Source organism: Streptomyces sp. SID5469 (genome assembly GCF_009862865.1).
GTDB lineage: Bacteria > Actinomycetota > Actinomycetes > Streptomycetales > Streptomycetaceae > Streptomyces > Streptomyces avermitilis.
In genome coordinates, this window is sequence record NZ_WWIN01000001.1 from 296905 (window position 1) to 312586 (window position 15682).

General features: G+C 68.4%; 16 protein-coding genes and 1 pseudogene. 8 read left to right on the forward strand and 9 right to left on the reverse strand.

All coding sequences use genetic code 11. The features are described from left to right. Positions 1-182: 182 nt before the first annotated feature. Both GTY58_RS01325 and GTY58_RS01330 read left to right on the forward strand, forming a co-directional pair. The gene (locus GTY58_RS01325) at positions 183-1532 is read left to right on the forward strand and encodes a M1 family metallopeptidase (protein WP_237528690.1); all 1350 of its coding nucleotides are present in this window, start codon (positions 183-185) and stop codon (positions 1530-1532) included. Between the two features lie 227 nt (positions 1533-1759). Then, positions 1760-2968: an ISAs1 family transposase gene (locus GTY58_RS01330; protein WP_010981692.1), complete on the forward strand. Its 1209-nt coding sequence runs from the start codon at positions 1760-1762 to the stop codon at positions 2966-2968. 252 nt (positions 2969-3220) lie between these two features. Here the strand turns inward: GTY58_RS01330 and GTY58_RS40085 are convergent. The 5 genes and pseudogenes from GTY58_RS40085 to GTY58_RS01355 all read right to left on the reverse strand — a co-directional run. After that, positions 3221-3565: pseudogene (locus tag GTY58_RS40085) on the reverse strand (ATP-binding cassette domain-containing protein); the annotation flags it as partial. Next, positions 3562-3981, reverse strand: a complete 420-nt coding sequence (locus GTY58_RS01340) for a lasso peptide biosynthesis B2 protein (protein ID WP_037652994.1) — start codon at positions 3979-3981, stop codon at positions 3562-3564. The gene GTY58_RS01340 and the pseudogene GTY58_RS40085, both read right to left, overlap by 4 nt. Continuing rightward, positions 3978-4238, reverse strand: a complete 261-nt coding sequence (locus GTY58_RS01345) for a lasso peptide biosynthesis PqqD family chaperone (RefSeq protein ID WP_037652996.1) — start codon at positions 4236-4238, stop codon at positions 3978-3980. The genes GTY58_RS01340 and GTY58_RS01345 overlap by 4 nt, the downstream gene beginning before the upstream one ends. Continuing rightward, positions 4238-5950 carry an asparagine synthase-related protein gene (locus GTY58_RS01350; RefSeq protein ID WP_197586351.1) on the reverse strand — a complete coding sequence of 571 codons (1713 nt, stop codon included), beginning with the start codon at positions 5948-5950 and terminating at the stop codon, positions 4238-4240. The genes GTY58_RS01345 and GTY58_RS01350 overlap by 1 nt, the downstream gene beginning before the upstream one ends. 266 nt (positions 5951-6216) lie before the next feature. Next, positions 6217-6336: a lasso RiPP family leader peptide-containing protein gene (locus tag GTY58_RS01355; protein ID WP_107082961.1), complete on the reverse strand. Its 120-nt coding sequence runs from the start codon at positions 6334-6336 to the stop codon at positions 6217-6219. Between the two features lie 451 nt (positions 6337-6787). On the opposite strand from GTY58_RS01355, the gene GTY58_RS01360 reads away from it, so the two are divergent. From GTY58_RS01360 to GTY58_RS01370, 3 genes are all read left to right on the forward strand, one after another. Continuing rightward, a complete protein-coding gene (locus GTY58_RS01360) occupies positions 6788-7168 on the forward strand; it encodes a DUF4158 domain-containing protein (protein WP_037653002.1) in 381 nt (126 codons plus the stop codon). A 91-nt stretch (positions 7169-7259) separates the two neighbouring features. Next, complete coding sequence (locus GTY58_RS01365; protein WP_154696707.1) at positions 7260-7430, forward strand: hypothetical protein; 171 nt, start codon at positions 7260-7262, stop codon at positions 7428-7430. A 207-nt stretch (positions 7431-7637) separates the two neighbouring features. Continuing rightward, on the forward strand, positions 7638-8096 hold the full coding sequence (locus tag GTY58_RS01370) for a hypothetical protein (RefSeq protein WP_159029063.1): 459 nt from the start codon (positions 7638-7640) through the stop codon (positions 8094-8096). 48 nt (positions 8097-8144) lie between these two features. Here the strand turns inward: GTY58_RS01370 and GTY58_RS01375 are convergent, their stop codons facing one another. The 3 genes from GTY58_RS01375 to GTY58_RS01385 form a co-directional block, all read right to left on the reverse strand. Beyond that, positions 8145-8300, reverse strand: coding sequence for a hypothetical protein (locus tag GTY58_RS01375; RefSeq protein WP_154696708.1), 156 nt, complete (start codon positions 8298-8300; stop codon positions 8145-8147). A 106-nt stretch (positions 8301-8406) separates the two neighbouring features. Next, entirely contained in the window at positions 8407-10005 is a 1599-nt protein-coding gene (locus tag GTY58_RS01380) for an ISL3 family transposase (RefSeq protein ID WP_042494152.1), read from the reverse strand. Between the two features lie 182 nt (positions 10006-10187). Further along, positions 10188-12398 (reverse strand): pentapeptide repeat-containing protein, encoded by a 2211-nt coding sequence (locus GTY58_RS01385; protein WP_010981700.1) that lies wholly within the window; start codon positions 12396-12398, stop codon positions 10188-10190. A 344-nt stretch (positions 12399-12742) separates the two neighbouring features. Here GTY58_RS01385 and GTY58_RS01390 point away from each other — a divergent pair, with 344 nt between their 5' ends. The 3 genes from GTY58_RS01390 (at position 12743) to GTY58_RS01400 (ending at position 14776) form a co-directional block, all read left to right on the forward strand. Continuing rightward, positions 12743-13303, forward strand: coding sequence for a hypothetical protein (locus tag GTY58_RS01390; RefSeq protein ID WP_037652569.1), 561 nt, complete (start codon positions 12743-12745; stop codon positions 13301-13303). 439 nt (positions 13304-13742) lie between these two features. Continuing rightward, positions 13743-13943, forward strand: coding sequence for a hypothetical protein (locus GTY58_RS01395; protein WP_037652547.1), 201 nt, complete (start codon positions 13743-13745; stop codon positions 13941-13943). 482 nt (positions 13944-14425) lie between these two features. After that, the gene (locus GTY58_RS01400) at positions 14426-14776 is read left to right on the forward strand and encodes a hypothetical protein (RefSeq protein ID WP_010981703.1); all 351 of its coding nucleotides are present in this window, start codon (positions 14426-14428) and stop codon (positions 14774-14776) included. 349 nt (positions 14777-15125) lie between these two features. On the opposite strand, the gene GTY58_RS01405 is transcribed toward GTY58_RS01400, so the two are convergent. Then, complete coding sequence (locus GTY58_RS01405; RefSeq protein WP_037652549.1) at positions 15126-15647, reverse strand: hypothetical protein; 522 nt, start codon at positions 15645-15647, stop codon at positions 15126-15128. Positions 15648-15682: the final 35 nt, after the last annotated feature.

Below are 15682 nucleotides of genomic sequence, written 5' to 3' on the forward strand. Positions count from 1 at the left end.
ATTTTCGCCGCCCAAGCGGAGCCGACCTCCCCTCTTCGCGCGGGCCTGTGTCGGCCGTGGGGAACCCTGTGACAAGATCCGCTGGCATGTCATCTGTCATGTCGTCCGCCATGCCTTCGTTGCCTTCGTCGCCCACGGGTCCCTCAAGAACCGGTCGCCGTCTGCTGGTCGCCCTGCTCGCGATGCTCGCGACAGCAGGCTCCACCGTGGCCGAGGCCGGCACGCCGTCCGGCCCGGCGCCCGGCGCCGCGGTGAGAGCGGCCGAACCCGCGACGCCTGACCGCCCCAGCTACGACGTGAAGCTGCGCGCCGATGGCGACGGCTCCCACTGGGCGGGCCGGCAGACGGTGTCCTTCCGCAACGCCTCCAGCCGGCCCCTGCGTGAGGTGTACATACGCCTGTGGGGCAATGGCGAGGACGGCTGCGGGACATCCGGAAGACCGTCCCCCGTCCGCGTCTCCCACGTGCGCGGCGGCACTCCGGGCCGCCCCGGCGTGAAGTGCACGGCGCTGCGCATCGCTCTGCCGAGGCCGCTCGCACGCGGTGAGCGGACGGCCGTCTCCTTCGACGTGGCCCTCACCGTGCCCGCACGCAACAACCGCTTCGGCCGCGAAGGCGCGTTCCGCTTCCTGGGCAACGCGCTGCCGGTCCTCGCCGTGCACGACGCGAGGGGGTGGCACCTCGATCCGTATGTGTCGTACGGCGAGAGCTTCTACACCCTGGCGAGCGACTTCCGGGTGCGCCTCGACCACCCGTCCGCCCTCAAGGTCCCGGCGACCGGCAGCACATGGACCCGCCCCGGCGGTACCGGGCGTACGGTCACCCACAGCGTCGCCAAGCGGGTGCGGGACTTCGCATGGGCGGCGGGCCCGTTCCGCACCGCGACCCAGACCTCGCCCGACGGCGTGCGCGTGAAGTCGTATTGGTCGCCGAACACGCCCGCCGCTGGTGTCCGCCTCAACCGCAAGGACGGCGTCGCCGCCATCGACCGGTTCGGCAGGGAGTTCGGCCGCTATCCGTACGGCGAGATAGACCTCGTGATGACCCCCGGGTTCGCCGGCGGCATGGAGTACCCCGGCCTGGTCATCCTTGGCACCGAGGAGGAGGGCGGCGCCACCGTCCATGAGATCGCCCACCAGTGGTGGTACGGCGTCGTGGGCAACGACGAGTACAACTCACCCTGGCTGGACGAGAGTTTCGCTCAGTACGCCAACGCGCGCTACTACCGCTGGGACGGGTTCGAGTGCTCGCCGGACGACTCCTGGCCGAGCGCCACCGCCGCGCTCACCAACTCGATGGCCTACTGGTCTACACACCGTGGCGAGTACTTCCAGGTCGTGTACGGGATCGGCCCCTGCGTCCTGGCCGACCTGGAGCACGTCCTCGGGGCCGGCACCATGGCGCGCCTCATCAAGAAGTACGCCCACGACCACTGGTACGGCGTCTCCACCACCGTCGACTTCAAGAAGGCCGCACAGTCGATGACGCACAGGGACCTCGGCCCCTTCTGGCGGAAGCACCGCATCCGCTGAAGTCGCACTCCGCTCGCGGGTGACGGGCGTACCCCGGCGGCGCCACGATGACGGTGACCGACGGGGTAGGCGGGCAGGGCGGCGTCGTTCCGGCGGTGCATCCGGGTTGATGGGGCTTCAGGAGCTGGGGCAGGACTGCGGAGTGGTCGGCGGGGGCTGACGCGGAGGCAGGCACGACTTCCGGTGATCATGAGGTGTCGAGTCCCTGATCACCACGACGGAAGACCGTGCCTGCCCGCTCATCCTCGCTCATCGCGCGCTCTCTGGGCCAACTCGCCGGCACCGCGCCGACCGTCCCCGATGACCTCCCCGGCCTGCTGACCTGCCTGGCTCAGGTGCCCGATCCCCGCCGGGACCAGGGCCGACGCCACCCGCTCGCCTTCGTCCTCTCCCTGGCCGCGTGCGCGGTCCTGGCCGGAGCGAAGTCCCTGGCCGCGATCGCGGAGTGGGCCGCCGACGCCCCGCCCAACGTCCTGGCCCGGCTCGGTGGCCCATGCCGGGAGCCGGACCGCGGCCCCGTCGCCCCGGCCGAGGCCACCGTGCGTCGTGTCCTCCAACGCATCGACGGCGACGCGCTGGATACAGCCGTCGGAAGTTGGCTCGCCGGGCGCGAACGCGCCGCCGGCCAGGAGGAGAACGACAGCGACCGGCGGCCCCTGCCCTCCCTCGCCGTGGACGGCAAGACCGTGCGCGGTGCCCGCCGCACCGACGGCACCCAGGTCCATCTGCTAGCCGCGATGACGGGGACCGGCCTGGTCACCGCCCAGCGCGAGGTGGACGCCACGACCAACGAGATCACCGTCTTCCAGCCCCTGCTTGCCCCGCTCAACCTGCACGGCACGGTGGTCACCTTCGATGCCCTCCACTCGCAGACCGCCCACGCGCGCTTCCTCGTCGAGGACAAGCACGCCCACTACATCGCGCTGATCAAGGGCAATCAGCCCACCCTGCACCAGTGGCTGAAGGCCCTGCCATGGCGGGAAGTGCCACTCCTGGACAAGACGCGGGCCACCGCGCACGGCCGCGACGAGATCCGCCGGATCAAGGCCGCCGCCGTCGCCGGGATCGCGTTCCCACACGCGGTGCAGGCCGTCCAGATCGAGCGCCGCCGACGGATCGTCACCACCGGCAAGGTCACCCTTGAACGCATCTACGGGGTGACCGACCTGACCGCGGAGCAGGCCGACGCAACCGAGATCGCCCGCCGCGTCCGCGGCCACTGGGGCATCGAGAACAAGATCCACCACGTCAGGGACACCACGTACGCCGAGGACGCCTCCCGCGTACGCACCGGCACCGCTCCACGTGCAATGGCATCCCTGCGCAACCTGGCCATCGGCGCTCTCCGACTCGCCAACCAGACGAACATCGCCGCTGGACTCCGGCACCACACCCGCGACGCCAACCGTCCACTGATCACCCTCGGCATCATGTGATCAACCAGGACACATCACCTGAACGACGCGGCCCTGGGCATCGACCGCATCGAGATCCATCACGATGCCGCCAACCCTGCCAGCGGGGCCGTCGCCCGCCGCTTGGGATTCGCTGAGGTTGAGCGCATACGAGCAACTGACGGGCACGTCGCTCCTGGCGAAGTGGGAATCGATGTCATTTGGCGTATGACGGCAGACCAATGGAAGGCAAGGACAGCCGAGCACGCTCAACAAGCGAGCTGAGTAGAGGTAAATGCCATAGAGATCGGCGTACAGACGCAGGTTCTCCTGGGCAGTCAGGTCATCGTCGGTAGTGGATTCCTGGAAGACGACACCGATTTGGCGGCGCACGTCGTGAGGGGAGCGGGTGATGTCGGCGCCAGCGACCTGGGCGTGGCCGGTGGTGGGGCGCAGGGTGGTGCACAGCATCCCGATGGTGGTCGACTTGCCGGCGCCATTGGGGCCGAGGAAGGCAAAGAGTTCGCCCTGGGCGACGGTGAGGTCCAGGCCTTGGACGGCTTCGACATCTCCGTAGGTGCGGCGCAGGCCCCGGGTAACGATTGTCCCAGGGGGTGAAGTGGGGTCGGCCGGGGTCATCGGCGGGCCGGGACGGACATCACCAGGTGGAAGTCGGTGACGGCGTCAGGGTCCTCGCCGACCGCGTCACCGTCCACGGCGACCCAGGCGTGCGCGGCGAAGGGTCGAGTGGTCACGCCAGTGCACCATTGTGGCCAGGTGCCGCCCAGGCGGCACAGTAGCGCAGTGGCGATGGAACGCTCCAGGCAGCGAGGCCCGGCGATGGTGACGCTGACGGACACCACGGCGTTGCGGGCTTGCAGCGCCTGGGGCAGATCGGCCGGACGAGCGCCCCGGCTCGCGAGTTCGAGGACCTGACGCAGGCGTCGCGGCGATACGCGCGCCAGCAGTCGGGCGGCGGTCACGGTGACTAGGGCGGCGGGGCGCTGGTTCCACGGAATGGCGGTGGACGGTTCGAGAGTCAGCTGGCCGCTCATGACGCGGCCACCTTGGCGGTGCGCAGGGCGTGCAGCAGGTTGTCGACGTCCTGCTCGACCTGGGCGGTTCCGGCGTCGGGGAAACGTTGACACAGGCTGGCAACGACGCCTTGGGGGGACGTACCGTCAAGCAGGGCGCGCAGGGCCAGGGCGCCCGTGCCGTTGAGCAGCCAGTAGCGGCCGGTGCGTTCGTCGAGCAAGACCGTACCGTGCTCGGTGTCGGTGACAGACACTTCAGGTGCCAGGGCAAAGTTCATCATATTTCCTTGACGGTTCGAGGGGAGGGAACGGGCACGGCGGTGGCCCGGGCGGTGTCAGCCGGGGACAGGGTGCGCAGCCACAATTCGCAGGCGAGGGTGGAGTCCAGGGGCATCAGGGGCCGGGTGTCGGCGTGCAGGCCGCGCAGGACGGTGCGCAGGACGTCGGCGTCGACGAAGCCCATGCGGACCAGATGGGAGTCGTCCATGAGCTTGAGGAGCTCGCCGCGCCGACGGCGCAGTCCCGCGTAGAGCTCGGCGCTGGCGTCGCCCTTGGTCGTGCGGCTGAGCAGGCCGGCGGGGACGATGCTGCGCAGGGCCGTGCCGAGCATGGGCTTGAACTGGCCCAGGGCCACCCGGTCCTCCAGCCGTACCGCCAGAATGGCCTCCAGGACCCGGTCGTCGGTGAAGGGTGCGTGGAAAGTGACGCCGGTATGGGCGCCGATATGGGAGTTGCGGCGGGTGGCATTGCCGTTGATGCGGGTGAGCCGGATCATCTCGTGCTGGACGGGCAGGGTGGCCAGCGGCTGAGGTGTGGCTGCGAGGGCGGCGAGGAGTTGACGCCGGACGGTCGCCGCGGCGTGCGGGGTGGCCCAGGGCGGGAGTTTCGGCAGTGGCTCCCAGTCTGCTCCGGCTCCCCAATCGTGCCTGTCGGCAGGGAAGTTGCTGCAGGCGGCCAGCCACTGCGTGTATGAGGGTGCAGAGGCGAGGGTACGGGCGGTTGTAGTCAGGGGCCAGCGGCGCATGGAGCGCAGGGCGCGCAAGTGTGGCAGGGCGGCGAGAGGATGCCGTCGGACGAGGGCGTGCAGAGCCATCGGGCTAGGGTGGAAGAGCTCGTCACCGCCAATGCCTTGGAGGTGACGTCGCGAGCCGTGCGCTGCGGCAAGCCGGGCCAAGTGCTCGGTGGTCGCGCGGGACCGTACGAACGTCAGGGGGCCTTCTCGGTCATGGACGGCGTGGGCGAGAGGCGCGTACCAGTCCGGGGCTTGACCGGGGCCGACCAGAAGGTGCCGGGCGCCCGGCAAAGCGGCCTCGGCCTGGCGGGCCCAGTACCGATCGTCGCTGGACCGGCCCAGCGCCTGGTAGTGGACCGTCACCAGGTGGGCGTCGTGGCGGTCGGCGTCGGCCAGGAAGCACAGGCTGGTGGAGTCCAGGCCGCCGGACAGGTCGGCACTCACGACCTCCTGGCCCGCGGTACAGGTCGCCACCGCCTCGGCCAGCGCCTGTCGGATCATGTCGCCGTTGCCCAGGGGGCGGTCCGGATCCGGCGCAGTCCACCATTGGCGGGTACGCCCCGTGCCGTCCCTGCCGATCTCAAGGCAGTGCCCGGTCGGGGGTGAGCACACGCCACGCCACAGGCTCCGCTCGCTCAGAGGCCACGGCGGCCCGAAGGGCGAGAGCAGTGCCAGTGCCACCTGATCCTCGTCGATGTCGGCCCCGATCCGGTCGGCCAGTGCCTGGGGGCGGTCGGCGGCCAGGGTCACTCCGGCGACCGTGGCGTAGTAGATCTGACACGCCGCTGAGAGCGTGCCCTGGACGCGCACCTCTCCGTTTACCGACGCCACGAGGTGGAAGCTTCCAGCGGCTGTTGCGGCTAGGCCGTCGAGGTCGCGGACCGACCGGACGTCGCGCAGCCGCCGGGTGAGGACGTCTGCGTCCGCGGTGGTGCGGCCGAGCAGAGCCACGCGATGCGGGCCCACAGCGGTGACCATGACGTCCTCTTCGTTCCAGCAGCCCACAATCCACGGTCGCCCCGAGTGGTGCTCAATCACGTGCGTCGGTGGCGGTCCGGCAGTTGGCATGAGCGCCAGGGCCGCAGCGCCGGCCGGGTGGTCGGGAAGTACCAAGAATTCCATGCCGGTCCCTTCCACAAGGGTGAGTAAGAGGTGGGGAAGACGCACGGCTGGCACGGATCGTCTCCGTGCCAGCCGCCGCTCAGGAGTGTTTAGAGCAGGTGCTCAGCTCCGCCGAAGGCGGATCAGAACCACCAGCCGCCGAGGAAATCCACCCAGAAGCCGCGGTAGGTGGCGCGGGTGACGTCGGCGAAGTCACCGATCTCAGTGAGTATGGGCGTCTCGTACGAGGTCTCTGCGGTCATGGAAGGTCAACTCCTTGAGTTGGATACTGCGAACAGTTGGGTGTTCCCCGAGCCAGCACGACAGTGCTGGCTGGGTGTGGGGGGATCTTGATTCGCGTGGCCCGATGCACCGCTCCGGGCAAGCGCCATGGAGCAGCCGGTGAGGAGACTCACTCGGTCGGCCGGGCACAACAGAGCCTGCGGGAGGGGACCGGACAGAGCAACAGCAGAGCCATGTCCCGGACAGCTCCGCTGCTGTCCTACCTGGTCAGATCCTTGTCCGGGTTCTTGTCCCGGTCCGGAGGCGAGACAAGACTGGGCGCTGACGCCTTGTCGGTGAGCTTGCACTGGTTGTCCACGGCACCCAGTAGTGGCCTATCTCAGCGCCGTACTGACCCGATGCCACATCAGTGATCACGTGACTTAAGGTGAGCGCCGTCACAGGGCAACAGAGATGGGGAGGGCGGGGCCGGTGGCGTTCTTGACCGACGAACAGCGCCGTAACTACGGCACGTTCAACCAGGTGCCCGACGACGGGCAGCTCGCCGGCTACTTCCTGCTGGACCGCGACGCCCGGCGGCGGGCGATGACCTGCCGGGGCGCGAGGTCACAGCTCGGCTACGCCGTCCAGCTCGGCACCGTGCGGTTCCTGGGCACCTTCCTGGACAACCCCGAGGACGCGCCCGCCGAAGTCGTCGCCTACGTCGCCGAGCAACTCGGCCACCCGGGATCGGTGCTCGCCGGGTACGGCGCCGAGCGCACCCGCTGGGACCACCAGATCGCCATCAAGGACGCCTACGGCTATCGGGATCTGAAGGGCGACGCCTGGTGGAAGCTCCGGGACGGTGACTGACCTCCACTCCTTCGGGTGAGGCGCCCTGGCGGTGCTGGGGCAGGGTCAGTACGTTCCCCTGGACTTGATGATCGAGGGGGAGAGCCAACGGATGAGCGAGCGCGACGCGTTACGGGGGCTGCGGGCCTTGATGTGGGTGGTGATCGCCATCGAGGTCCCGGTGTACCTGGTGTGGCTGGTCGAGGTCAGCTACCTGACCGGGCAGCAGCTGCCCCGCGGCACCGAAGAAGAAGACGGGAAGCCCCGGGCCGACACCGACTGATGCCGACGGGCAACAGGCCCGTACGGGTTGTGCGTCAGGTACGCAACGAGTCGGACGCCGGGCTGGTGCACGATCAGCCTGCGGGGATGGACAAGTTGATCGAGTTGGCCAGCACGCTCGTATCGGGGGCGTTCATCGACCAACCGCTCCCGCAACCGCCAGGAGCAGCAGGCCGAGATCGGTGCGCTGCGGGTGCAGGCCGACGCGATGGCGGTGGCAGTGATGGAACTGCAGGGCGCGGCCGCCGCCAACCGTCTGCTGTGGGAGGGGCCGGCCGAGCGGGGCCGGACGTTCCTGCTGACGCTGCTCGCCTTCGCGGGTGGCGCCGCCCGGGCCCGCATCGCCGGCGGCACGGATGTGCAGAGCGGGCTGGTGGGCTTCGGGCAGGCGGCTGAGTTGCTGAGCCGGGAACGGGTGGCCAGCAAGCAGACCGTGGCCGCCGTGCGGGAGCCGCTCGCTCAAGCCGCCACCGCCGCCGCCCCGCTCATGCGCTGCTCCGCCCCGGCCGTCGTCGCTGCCACCGAGCAGCTGCTGAACGCCCTGGCAGACGTGGAGAACACCGCGCGCCTGGAGGCTGCCCTGGAGGCCTTCGGCCGGGCCGTCAACGTGGCCACCCCACCGCGGCTGTCCTGGTGGGCGCGGCGGCGCGCCGTCTCGTCAGGATGATGGCCGGCCCCTGGCTGCCCATGCTGAGGCTGCGGGCCCGCAGCCTAGTCAGCGGCGGGTCTCCCACCACAGGATCAGCAGCGTCACGGCGCCGCTGCCCAGCTTGTAGGCCATGCCCTGAAGGAAGTGGTGATGGACACTGTGTCCACCGCTTCCGCGCCATTTCCGCAGGCGAATGTGAATGGACGACAGCCATCTGTCCACGGGGCGTGGATGCTTGTCTCGTGAATTCACGCTAGGCTCCGTACTGGTGTTAGTTGCTCTCGGCGACGCCTGAATTCTGGCTCAGTCAAGATTTCCGTGAAGCCGATCAGTGAGCCGTCTGGTTCGTAACTCTGTGTTGTCGGCGGTCGGCGGCGACGAGAAGGACGCGCTTGCGGAGCAGGGGGAGTCCGGCTCGGCCTGCCATCTGCCGCTTGAGCAGCTTGATGTCCGTGACTCTGCCCTCGACGCAGCCCGAGCTCCATTCCGTGCTCAGTCCGAGGATGACGGCGTCGAGGTCGGCCAGCAGGCCATCGGCGAAGCCGCGCAGGCCGTGGTGCTCGTCGGCGCGGGCGGTGGCGATCCATTCGGGCAGTCGGCTCGCGCTGCGGATGGCCATCATCGCGGCGAAGGACCGGACATGTCCGGTGGCCGCTTCGAGTTCGGGGCAGCGGGCCAGGATGGCCTTGAGTTTCTGCTGGTCGTCGTCGTTCATGCGGTCGGGGTTCCGGGTGATCCAGCCGGTCACCTTGCGGACCCCGGGCGGCCGCGCTGGGGGCGGACGGTCGCCCGACGTTCGGCGGAAGCGCCGGAGGTAGTCGCGGACGACGGAGTAGGACCCCGTGAAGCCGCGCTCACGGAGTTCGGCGTGGAGCTTGGCACCGCTGGTGTGGCCCTCGTGCCACCGCTGGTGCAGATAGGACTTGTAGGGGTCCAGAGTGCTGGGGAGGTTCTGCCAGCGGCCGGTGGCCAGTTCCTCCCAGGTGACGGCGCGGGCATAGCGGCGGACGGTGTTGCGGGACAGCTCCAGGCGGCGGGCGACGGCCCGGATGGTGAGGCCCTGGCCGAGGAGATCGTGCACGGCGGCGTGGTGCCGCCGGGCCCGCTCGGCCAGCCGGCCTGCGTGGGAGAGCGGCGGGTGCAGGACTTCAGGGGGTGACTCCGAGGCGAGGGCGGGTTCACGAAGGCAGGAACTGTGCTTGCTGACCAGGGACTTCACGGTCTCGGCGAGGTTGTGCCAGAGGTGCCAGAGATCTGCGACCTGGACGGCATCTGGGGCCCCGGTGCGGGCACCGTCTGCGAAGGCGCCGCCCCGGTCACGGCAGATGATCTCCACTCCGGGGTGGTCGGTCAGCCACGCTGCGAACGTCGCCGACTCCCGGTCGGGCAGCAGGTCGATGGGAGCATGGGTCTCGCAGTCGACCAGCACGGTGCCGTACTTGTGGCCTTTGCGGGTGGCGAACTCATCGACCCCTAGCACCCGGGGCGTCTCGGCGTACGGATCGGGCAGGGCCATGACCAGGGCCAGCAGGGTAGTGCGGCTGACAGGCACCGGCAGCCGGGCCGCGAGGCGCTCTCCGGCCCGGCCGGCCAGGGCCACCGCGATCGCGCTCAACAAGCACCGCAGCTGCGGCGTCCGACGCCCATACCGCACGGTCAGCCCGTCGACCTGCTCGGCAAAGGTCACCCGTGCACATCTCTGGTCGTCGCAGAACAGGCGGCGGACGGTCAGCTCGATGGACACCTGACGGCCGCCGACCGCACCGTCGGCGAGACGGCGCTGGTATCCGCTGTGCCGTCGCACCGAGGGCGTTGCGCAGTCCGGGCACGGCACCGGAACCGACTCCACGGTTCTTGCCACAATGTGCAACACCCCACCCTCGGGGCTCACTTCTTCCACCAGCACCCCTTCGAGGTGCGGAAACATGGTCTTCAGCAGCTCCCCACACTCGGCGAGTATCACGCGGCCTGTGACGGAGCGTCACCGGCGCACAGGCGCACGATCGGCTTCACGGAAATCTTGACTGAGCCTGAATTCTGGCGTCGCCGAGAGCTTCAGTGTCTTGTTGCTGCGGCGCCTTGTCGGGTCCCTGGCGTGTGAACTGCGGATCAGCGTTTGACGCGGTTACGGACGGCCAGGACCGCCAGGCCCAGGAGGACGGGTTCGGTCACGCGGGACGCCATTTCGATGTAGGTGCCAGCAGTGGTCAGGTCCTGTCCGGAGGAGCGAAAGACCACCGAGTTGAGCGTGCCGGTCAGTGCCTTCTCGAAGCGCTCGCTGGTGAACCTGTCCCCGGTGGGGTTTTGGGGATCAGCCTTGTCGATCTCGAGAGTGACCTTGCCATCGCCGGGGGGCACGGTGCCGGTCGCTACCTGCTTCGGAGAGTCCTTCGGGAGCCCGAAGCCCATCAGCAGCACGATGGTGACGAGCATGGCTGCGGCGAGCCAGCCCAAGGCCCGGGAGGCGCGCAGGCCGTAGCCGGACAGCAGCCAGTAGCCGTGCAGCAGGCCGCGTTCGGTGCGGGTGCTGCCGGTGCGGTCGTGGCGGCGCATCTCCATCTCACCGTAGTAGAAGTCCGCCGCCCCCGGCTCGTTCCTGCTGTCCTCAAACGCCTTGCGCAGCGCCCGGTACACCGGCGCCAACTGTGCCGGTCCGGCGTGTACGGCGCCGGCCACTGCCGCGTTCCAGCCCGGCACTGGTGTCGGCTGGCTTGCACGCCAAAAGCCTTCTTCGGCGAGGGCGCGTCGCTGGGTGAACCGAAGGGGGCGCCAGCGCCGCCAGTGCGTGCGGCGCGGGACGCTGGCGAAAGAGCAGGTGCCCTCCAGCCGGATCTGGTCCAGATGCACGGTGCCGGTGAACAGGCATCCTGACAGGTCGACGTCGGAGAGGACCAGATGGGCCGCGTCTACCCCCCGCAGCGAAGCTATGCGAACTTCGATGTCGGGCGCGTCGATAAGGCTCTGTTCTGCCACTGGTCGTCCGTTGTGGAGCACGAAGGGGTCGGCCTCCGCGGCGATCGTCAGGGGGTACTCGAAGACCGCATGGGCGAAGTCCACCGTGGCATAGCGCAGGCGCAGCTCGGCCGTTGACGACCAACGCGTCCGTCGGCACTCCAGGCAGCGCGTGGCGAACGACAGGGTCACCGGGCATCCGAACACCGCCCCGGACAACTTCACCCGCCCGGCACACACCAACGGCCCGAGACTGGCCGACCGCTCGAAACCCACCTGCTCGAAGCAGGCGTCGCACTCGAAGGTTGCCGACACGAAGGTGGCGTCCCCCTGGAAGATCGATGACTCGAACTTAGCGTCGCGCTCGAAGGTCACTCCCAGGAAGTTAGCGTTGCTTTGGAGAGTCGCTGACACGAAGCTGGTGTCACCGCGGAAGGTCGCCTCGACGAACCGGGCGTCGCCGAAGAAGGTAGCCCTGTCGAATCGGGTGTGGTCAGAGAAGGTCGCCGCCTCCAAGTCAGTGTCGCTTTGGAATGTCGCTGACACGAAGCTGGCGTCGCCACGGAAAATCGCCGACCTGAACCAGGCGTCGCCATGAAAGGTCACCAACCAGAAGCTGGCGATGCCCCGGAATCTCGCCAACCCGAACCGAGCGTTGCGCTCGAAGGCCGCCAACCCGAACCGAGCGTCGCCTCGGAAGTCCGCACCCCCGAAAACGGCGTCGCCCTGGAAGGTGGCCGACTCGAACTTAACGTCGCCTTGGAAGGCTGCCCACCCGAGGCTGGCGGCGCTTTGGAAGGTCGCTGACACGAAGCTGGCGTCGCCTTCGAAAGTAGCCGACACGAAGCTGGCGTCGCCTTCGAAAGTAGCCGACACGAAGCTGGCGTCGCCCTCGAAGCGGGCCGACCCAAACCCGGCGTCGCCCTCGAAGCGGGCCGACCCAAACCCGGCGTCGCCCTCGAAGGTTGCCAACCTGAACCCGGCGTTGCCTTGGAAGGTCGCCGACCCGAAGTCGGCCCATTTCTGAAAGGTCGCCGACCTGAATCCTACGTCGCGCTGGAAGGTCGCCGACCTGAACCGGGCGACACCGAGGCGGGGGTCGCCGGTGTCGGGATCGCGGAGGGCATCGAGGAGGGCATCGAGCAGGTCTTGGCTGAAGGAAGTACCGCGGTGGTCGACGTTGTTGCCGGGGCTCAGGCCGGCCAGGTAGGCGTCGCGGTCGGCATCGGAAAGGTGGGCGAGGCATGCAGTGTGGCCGGATACGCGGATCCCGCGGCAGCCGGCGGGGTCCTCCGGTGTGGTGCCGTGGCCGCACTGCGGCCACGACGGCGGGGTGCTAGACGGTGGTGTGGGTGTAGCGGGCGTCATGTTCCTAGGACGTACCGGGGCCGTCGGACAGTTGCCGAATCCGGCCGCAGCTGTCCGTTCTCATCGAGGTTCGCTGACCGAAGGTCTCTGAGCTGGGAGTTGTCATCTTGGGGTGACACGGTTCCGCCCGCTGGAGTGTCACGTGCTCTGCGGAATGATCAGCAGAGCACGAGTGTGTCATCGAGCATGGTGAGGGGCGGATCGCTGAGCTGTGGTTCGTCATCTTCGCCGATACTGGCCTCGGGCTCTTCTCACTGGACTTGGCAGTATCCGGAAGGGCGCGAGATCGGGGTCTGTGGTCTTGATGTGGCCGCGCAGGGAGAAGCAGCTGAGAAGCTGTGCTCATGATGGACAAGGCCGGTGGAGTTCAAGGTCAGTCGGTTTGCCCGGGGAAGTATGCACGCGTTGAGCGTGAGAGACGGTTCCTGCTGGCTGAACCTCCGAAGCCGTCGACGGTAACGGTCACCCGTGTGATCGCCGACCGTTATCTGGTGGGAACACGTCTGCGGCTTCGACGTGCAGATTTCTCAGACGGCCGCTGCGAACGCAAACTCACTCAGAAAGTGCCGGTCTCTCGTCCCGGCGGTGTTCAGGGCCTGATCACTAACACCTACTTGTCCCCGACGGAGTACGACCTGCTCGCGTCGCTGCCTGCCGCGGTGCTGTCCAAGACGCGTTTCAGCGTGCCTCCCTTGGGCGTCGACGTCTTCGACGGTCCCCTGCAGGGTCTGGTCCTGGCTGAGGCCGAGTTCACCACCGACGAGGAGACCCAGTCCTTCATTCCCCCTTCAGAGTGCGTGGCAGAGGTGACGGACGACGCCCGCTTCACTGGGGGACGGCTTGTCGAGACCTCTCGCCAAGAGCTGCTCGGGTGGCTGGCTGAGTACGGGCTCCGCCCGCAGTGACATCAAAGACGGCGCTCTCTCCGCCCGCCACAAGCCCCAACGACACGAGCAGCAGTCTAACGGGGCCGACTACCGGTCCTCGGAGCTCCTTGACCTGGCAGGCCAAGGTCACGGGGCCACCTATCAGTCTTCGCGGGATTGATCCCGAGTCTGCGTGCGGCTTCCTGGCGGAAGTCTTGATCAGCAGGCCAGTGCGGTGAGGTGAGCAAAGCCGTGAGCTTGACGGTCTCGGGGTAGATTGCGAGTTCTATCCGGGGCTGGGAGGGGCGACGGGGGTCTCGTCTCCGTAGGGGTCCTCGCCGAGCTGGTCGATGCGTTTGTTCCAGCGTTGTCGCAGAGCTGACGGCTTTCCGTCCTGGAACCAGTCCCGGAGGCAGTCGCGGGCAACGGCGTACTCCCGAGCGAGGATGGAGGCTCGGGTTCGACGGACAAGACGGCAATGTCGGCGGTTGGCCTGTTGCAGTTCGGGCAGGGCGTGAAGGCGATACTGCTCGTCGCCGAGGAGCCAACGCTGGTGCCGCAGACAGACGGCTTCATGGGGCGGGATGGTGCGGACCACGAGCCCGTGAAAGCCTCGTCGGGCCATGCACCGGCGGCAAGCCGGACGCCGGAGCACTTCGACGGCCTGGCCGCTCAGTGACTGCAGACGGTTCTCGGCCGGTTCGCCGATCACGGCGAGGGCTGGGATCGCGTGAGACAACTCGGCAGCCGTTCGCCCCGTCAGGGCGGAGAGCCGGCAGAGGGTCTCGGGTGTCCAGCGACCGGGGCGGTTGTCGTCGCGGCGGTGATGCCGGTTATGCCCGAGCAGGATGGGCCGGAACTGGACCGGCAGGCGGTTGGCGTCGGCGAGCCGGTTGAGATAAGAGCAGCCACTTGACTCCCTCAGCCGCAACACGACATGAGGCAACTCAGCGTATGTCCACAGAACATCGGTACGCCGCCTACATCGGACCGCGCACCGGCCGCCGCCTCGCCGTCACCTCCTACCCGTACCCGGCGGCCGACCAAGGGGGTGCGGCCGCATGAACGCCACCGCCCGCACCGCAGCCGGCCTGGGCTTCGAGGGCATCGAGCTGGTCATCAATTGGGGATTGGGGGTCGACTCCCGCGTACTTGGTGAAGATGCTGGAGGACCCGGCCGCTCACGGAGTCGACCTGGACTGCACCATGGTGCTGCACGAGCTCACCGGGGACGAGTGGCCGGCCACCCGCGCCCACGCCGAGGAGTTCGTGCTGCCGCACCTTCGCGAGCACCGTGTCCGGCTCGTTCAAGTCGCCCGGGCCAGCCGCTCGTTGGAGATCACGGTCATAGACGACTCCCGCCAGCCGCAGCGGATCGTCGAGCGGGGGCCCTGGGCACTGTGGGATGAGTACGAGTCGGGCGGCACCGTTCCCCAGCAGGGCGGTATTCGGCTCTGCAGCCTGCATGCCAAGGGCAACTGGCGGATGCCCTTGTCACCGACTACCTGCTGAGGAACACCGCGCCCGCACGCTGTCCAATGACGCAAGCACCGACGGCGGTCTCGACGGAGGGCGTGATCACTCCTCCGTGCGCCGAAGGAGTGGTCTCCAAACTGCTGGGTCGCACGGCTCAGGCGATGGCCGTGGCCAGGAGCGTGAGTCTCGCGGGAGCCACCCCCATGTCGAACCGTGTACTGGGAGGACACGCAGAGCTGATGACTCCTAAACAAGCGAACCTGAACTCCCGCCAACCCCTTCTGGCCAGCTGATCAGCACCTCCCCCACAACGGGGGAGCCTCAACCGTGATGACGCTGGGCTGCGCCCCGCACCAGATCGCTGGTGGTTGGGGCGAAGCGGCGTCTAGCCCTCGTACTTGAGGGGTTTCCCGAGGCGGACGATGGTCGAGCAGTCCAGTTGCTGCTGGAACTCCGTGGAACCCTGCCGGTACCAGTAGCTGCAGCCGGACAGATTGTCGTGGATCGGGCCGGTGACCTTGACCCGTGCCACGTAGTACACGTGGCTGCCCGTTTTCGCTTTCACCGTCATGGGATGGCCGGCGTAGTTGCGAGCCTTGAACAGGTCGCCCACGCTGCCCTTGCCGTCGGTGCGTGCGAACAGGACATTGCCGTCGGTGTCGTCGCCGTTGAAGGCCCGGTACTCGATGACCTTCAGACCCTTGGGGACGTGGGTGAACTTCGCCCGCGTGATCTGGATGTCTTTGCCGGACTCGTTCCAGGGGAGCGGCAGTCCGGCCCAGTACTCCTCGCCGACCTGGGCGTGTTCGTAGCCGACGTCACCGGCGGACTGCATGCCGCCGTTGAGGGCGTCTCCTTCGGGGATGCCGGTGTTCTGGCCGCCGGTCAGCGTGTAGGCGGCGGCCACGGCGAGAAGGAGGGCGACGAACAGGCCAAGGGTTC

Coding starts and splice junctions, on each gene's coding strand:
- GTY58_RS01345 (WP_037652996.1), bottom strand. CDS start 4,238: ATGAACTTTGCCCTGGCACCTGAAGTGTCTGTCACCGACACCGAGCAC.
- GTY58_RS01350 (WP_197586351.1), bottom strand. CDS start 5,950: ATGGTCACCGCTGTGGGCCCGCATCGCGTGGCTCTGCTCGGCCGCACC.
- GTY58_RS01380 (WP_042494152.1), bottom strand. CDS start 10,005: ATGTTTCCGCACCTCGAAGGGGTGCTGGTGGAAGAAGTGAGCCCCGAG.
- GTY58_RS01340 (WP_037652994.1), bottom strand. CDS start 3,981: ATGAGCGGCCAGCTGACTCTCGAACCGTCCACCGCCATTCCGTGGAAC.
- GTY58_RS01370 (WP_159029063.1), top strand. CDS start 7,638: ATGGCGGTGGCAGTGATGGAACTGCAGGGCGCGGCCGCCGCCAACCGT.
- GTY58_RS01355 (WP_107082961.1), bottom strand. CDS start 6,336: ATGACCGCAGAGACCTCGTACGAGACGCCCATACTCACTGAGATCGGT.
- GTY58_RS01390 (WP_037652569.1), top strand. CDS start 12,743: ATGATGGACAAGGCCGGTGGAGTTCAAGGTCAGTCGGTTTGCCCGGGG.
- GTY58_RS01365 (WP_154696707.1), top strand. CDS start 7,260: ATGAGCGAGCGCGACGCGTTACGGGGGCTGCGGGCCTTGATGTGGGTG.
- GTY58_RS01325 (WP_237528690.1), top strand. CDS start 183: ATGCTCGCGACAGCAGGCTCCACCGTGGCCGAGGCCGGCACGCCGTCC.
- GTY58_RS01400 (WP_010981703.1), top strand. CDS start 14,426: ATGCTGGAGGACCCGGCCGCTCACGGAGTCGACCTGGACTGCACCATG.
- GTY58_RS01395 (WP_037652547.1), top strand. CDS start 13,743: ATGTCGGCGGTTGGCCTGTTGCAGTTCGGGCAGGGCGTGAAGGCGATA.
- GTY58_RS01385 (WP_010981700.1), bottom strand. CDS start 12,398: ATGACGCCCGCTACACCCACACCACCGTCTAGCACCCCGCCGTCGTGG.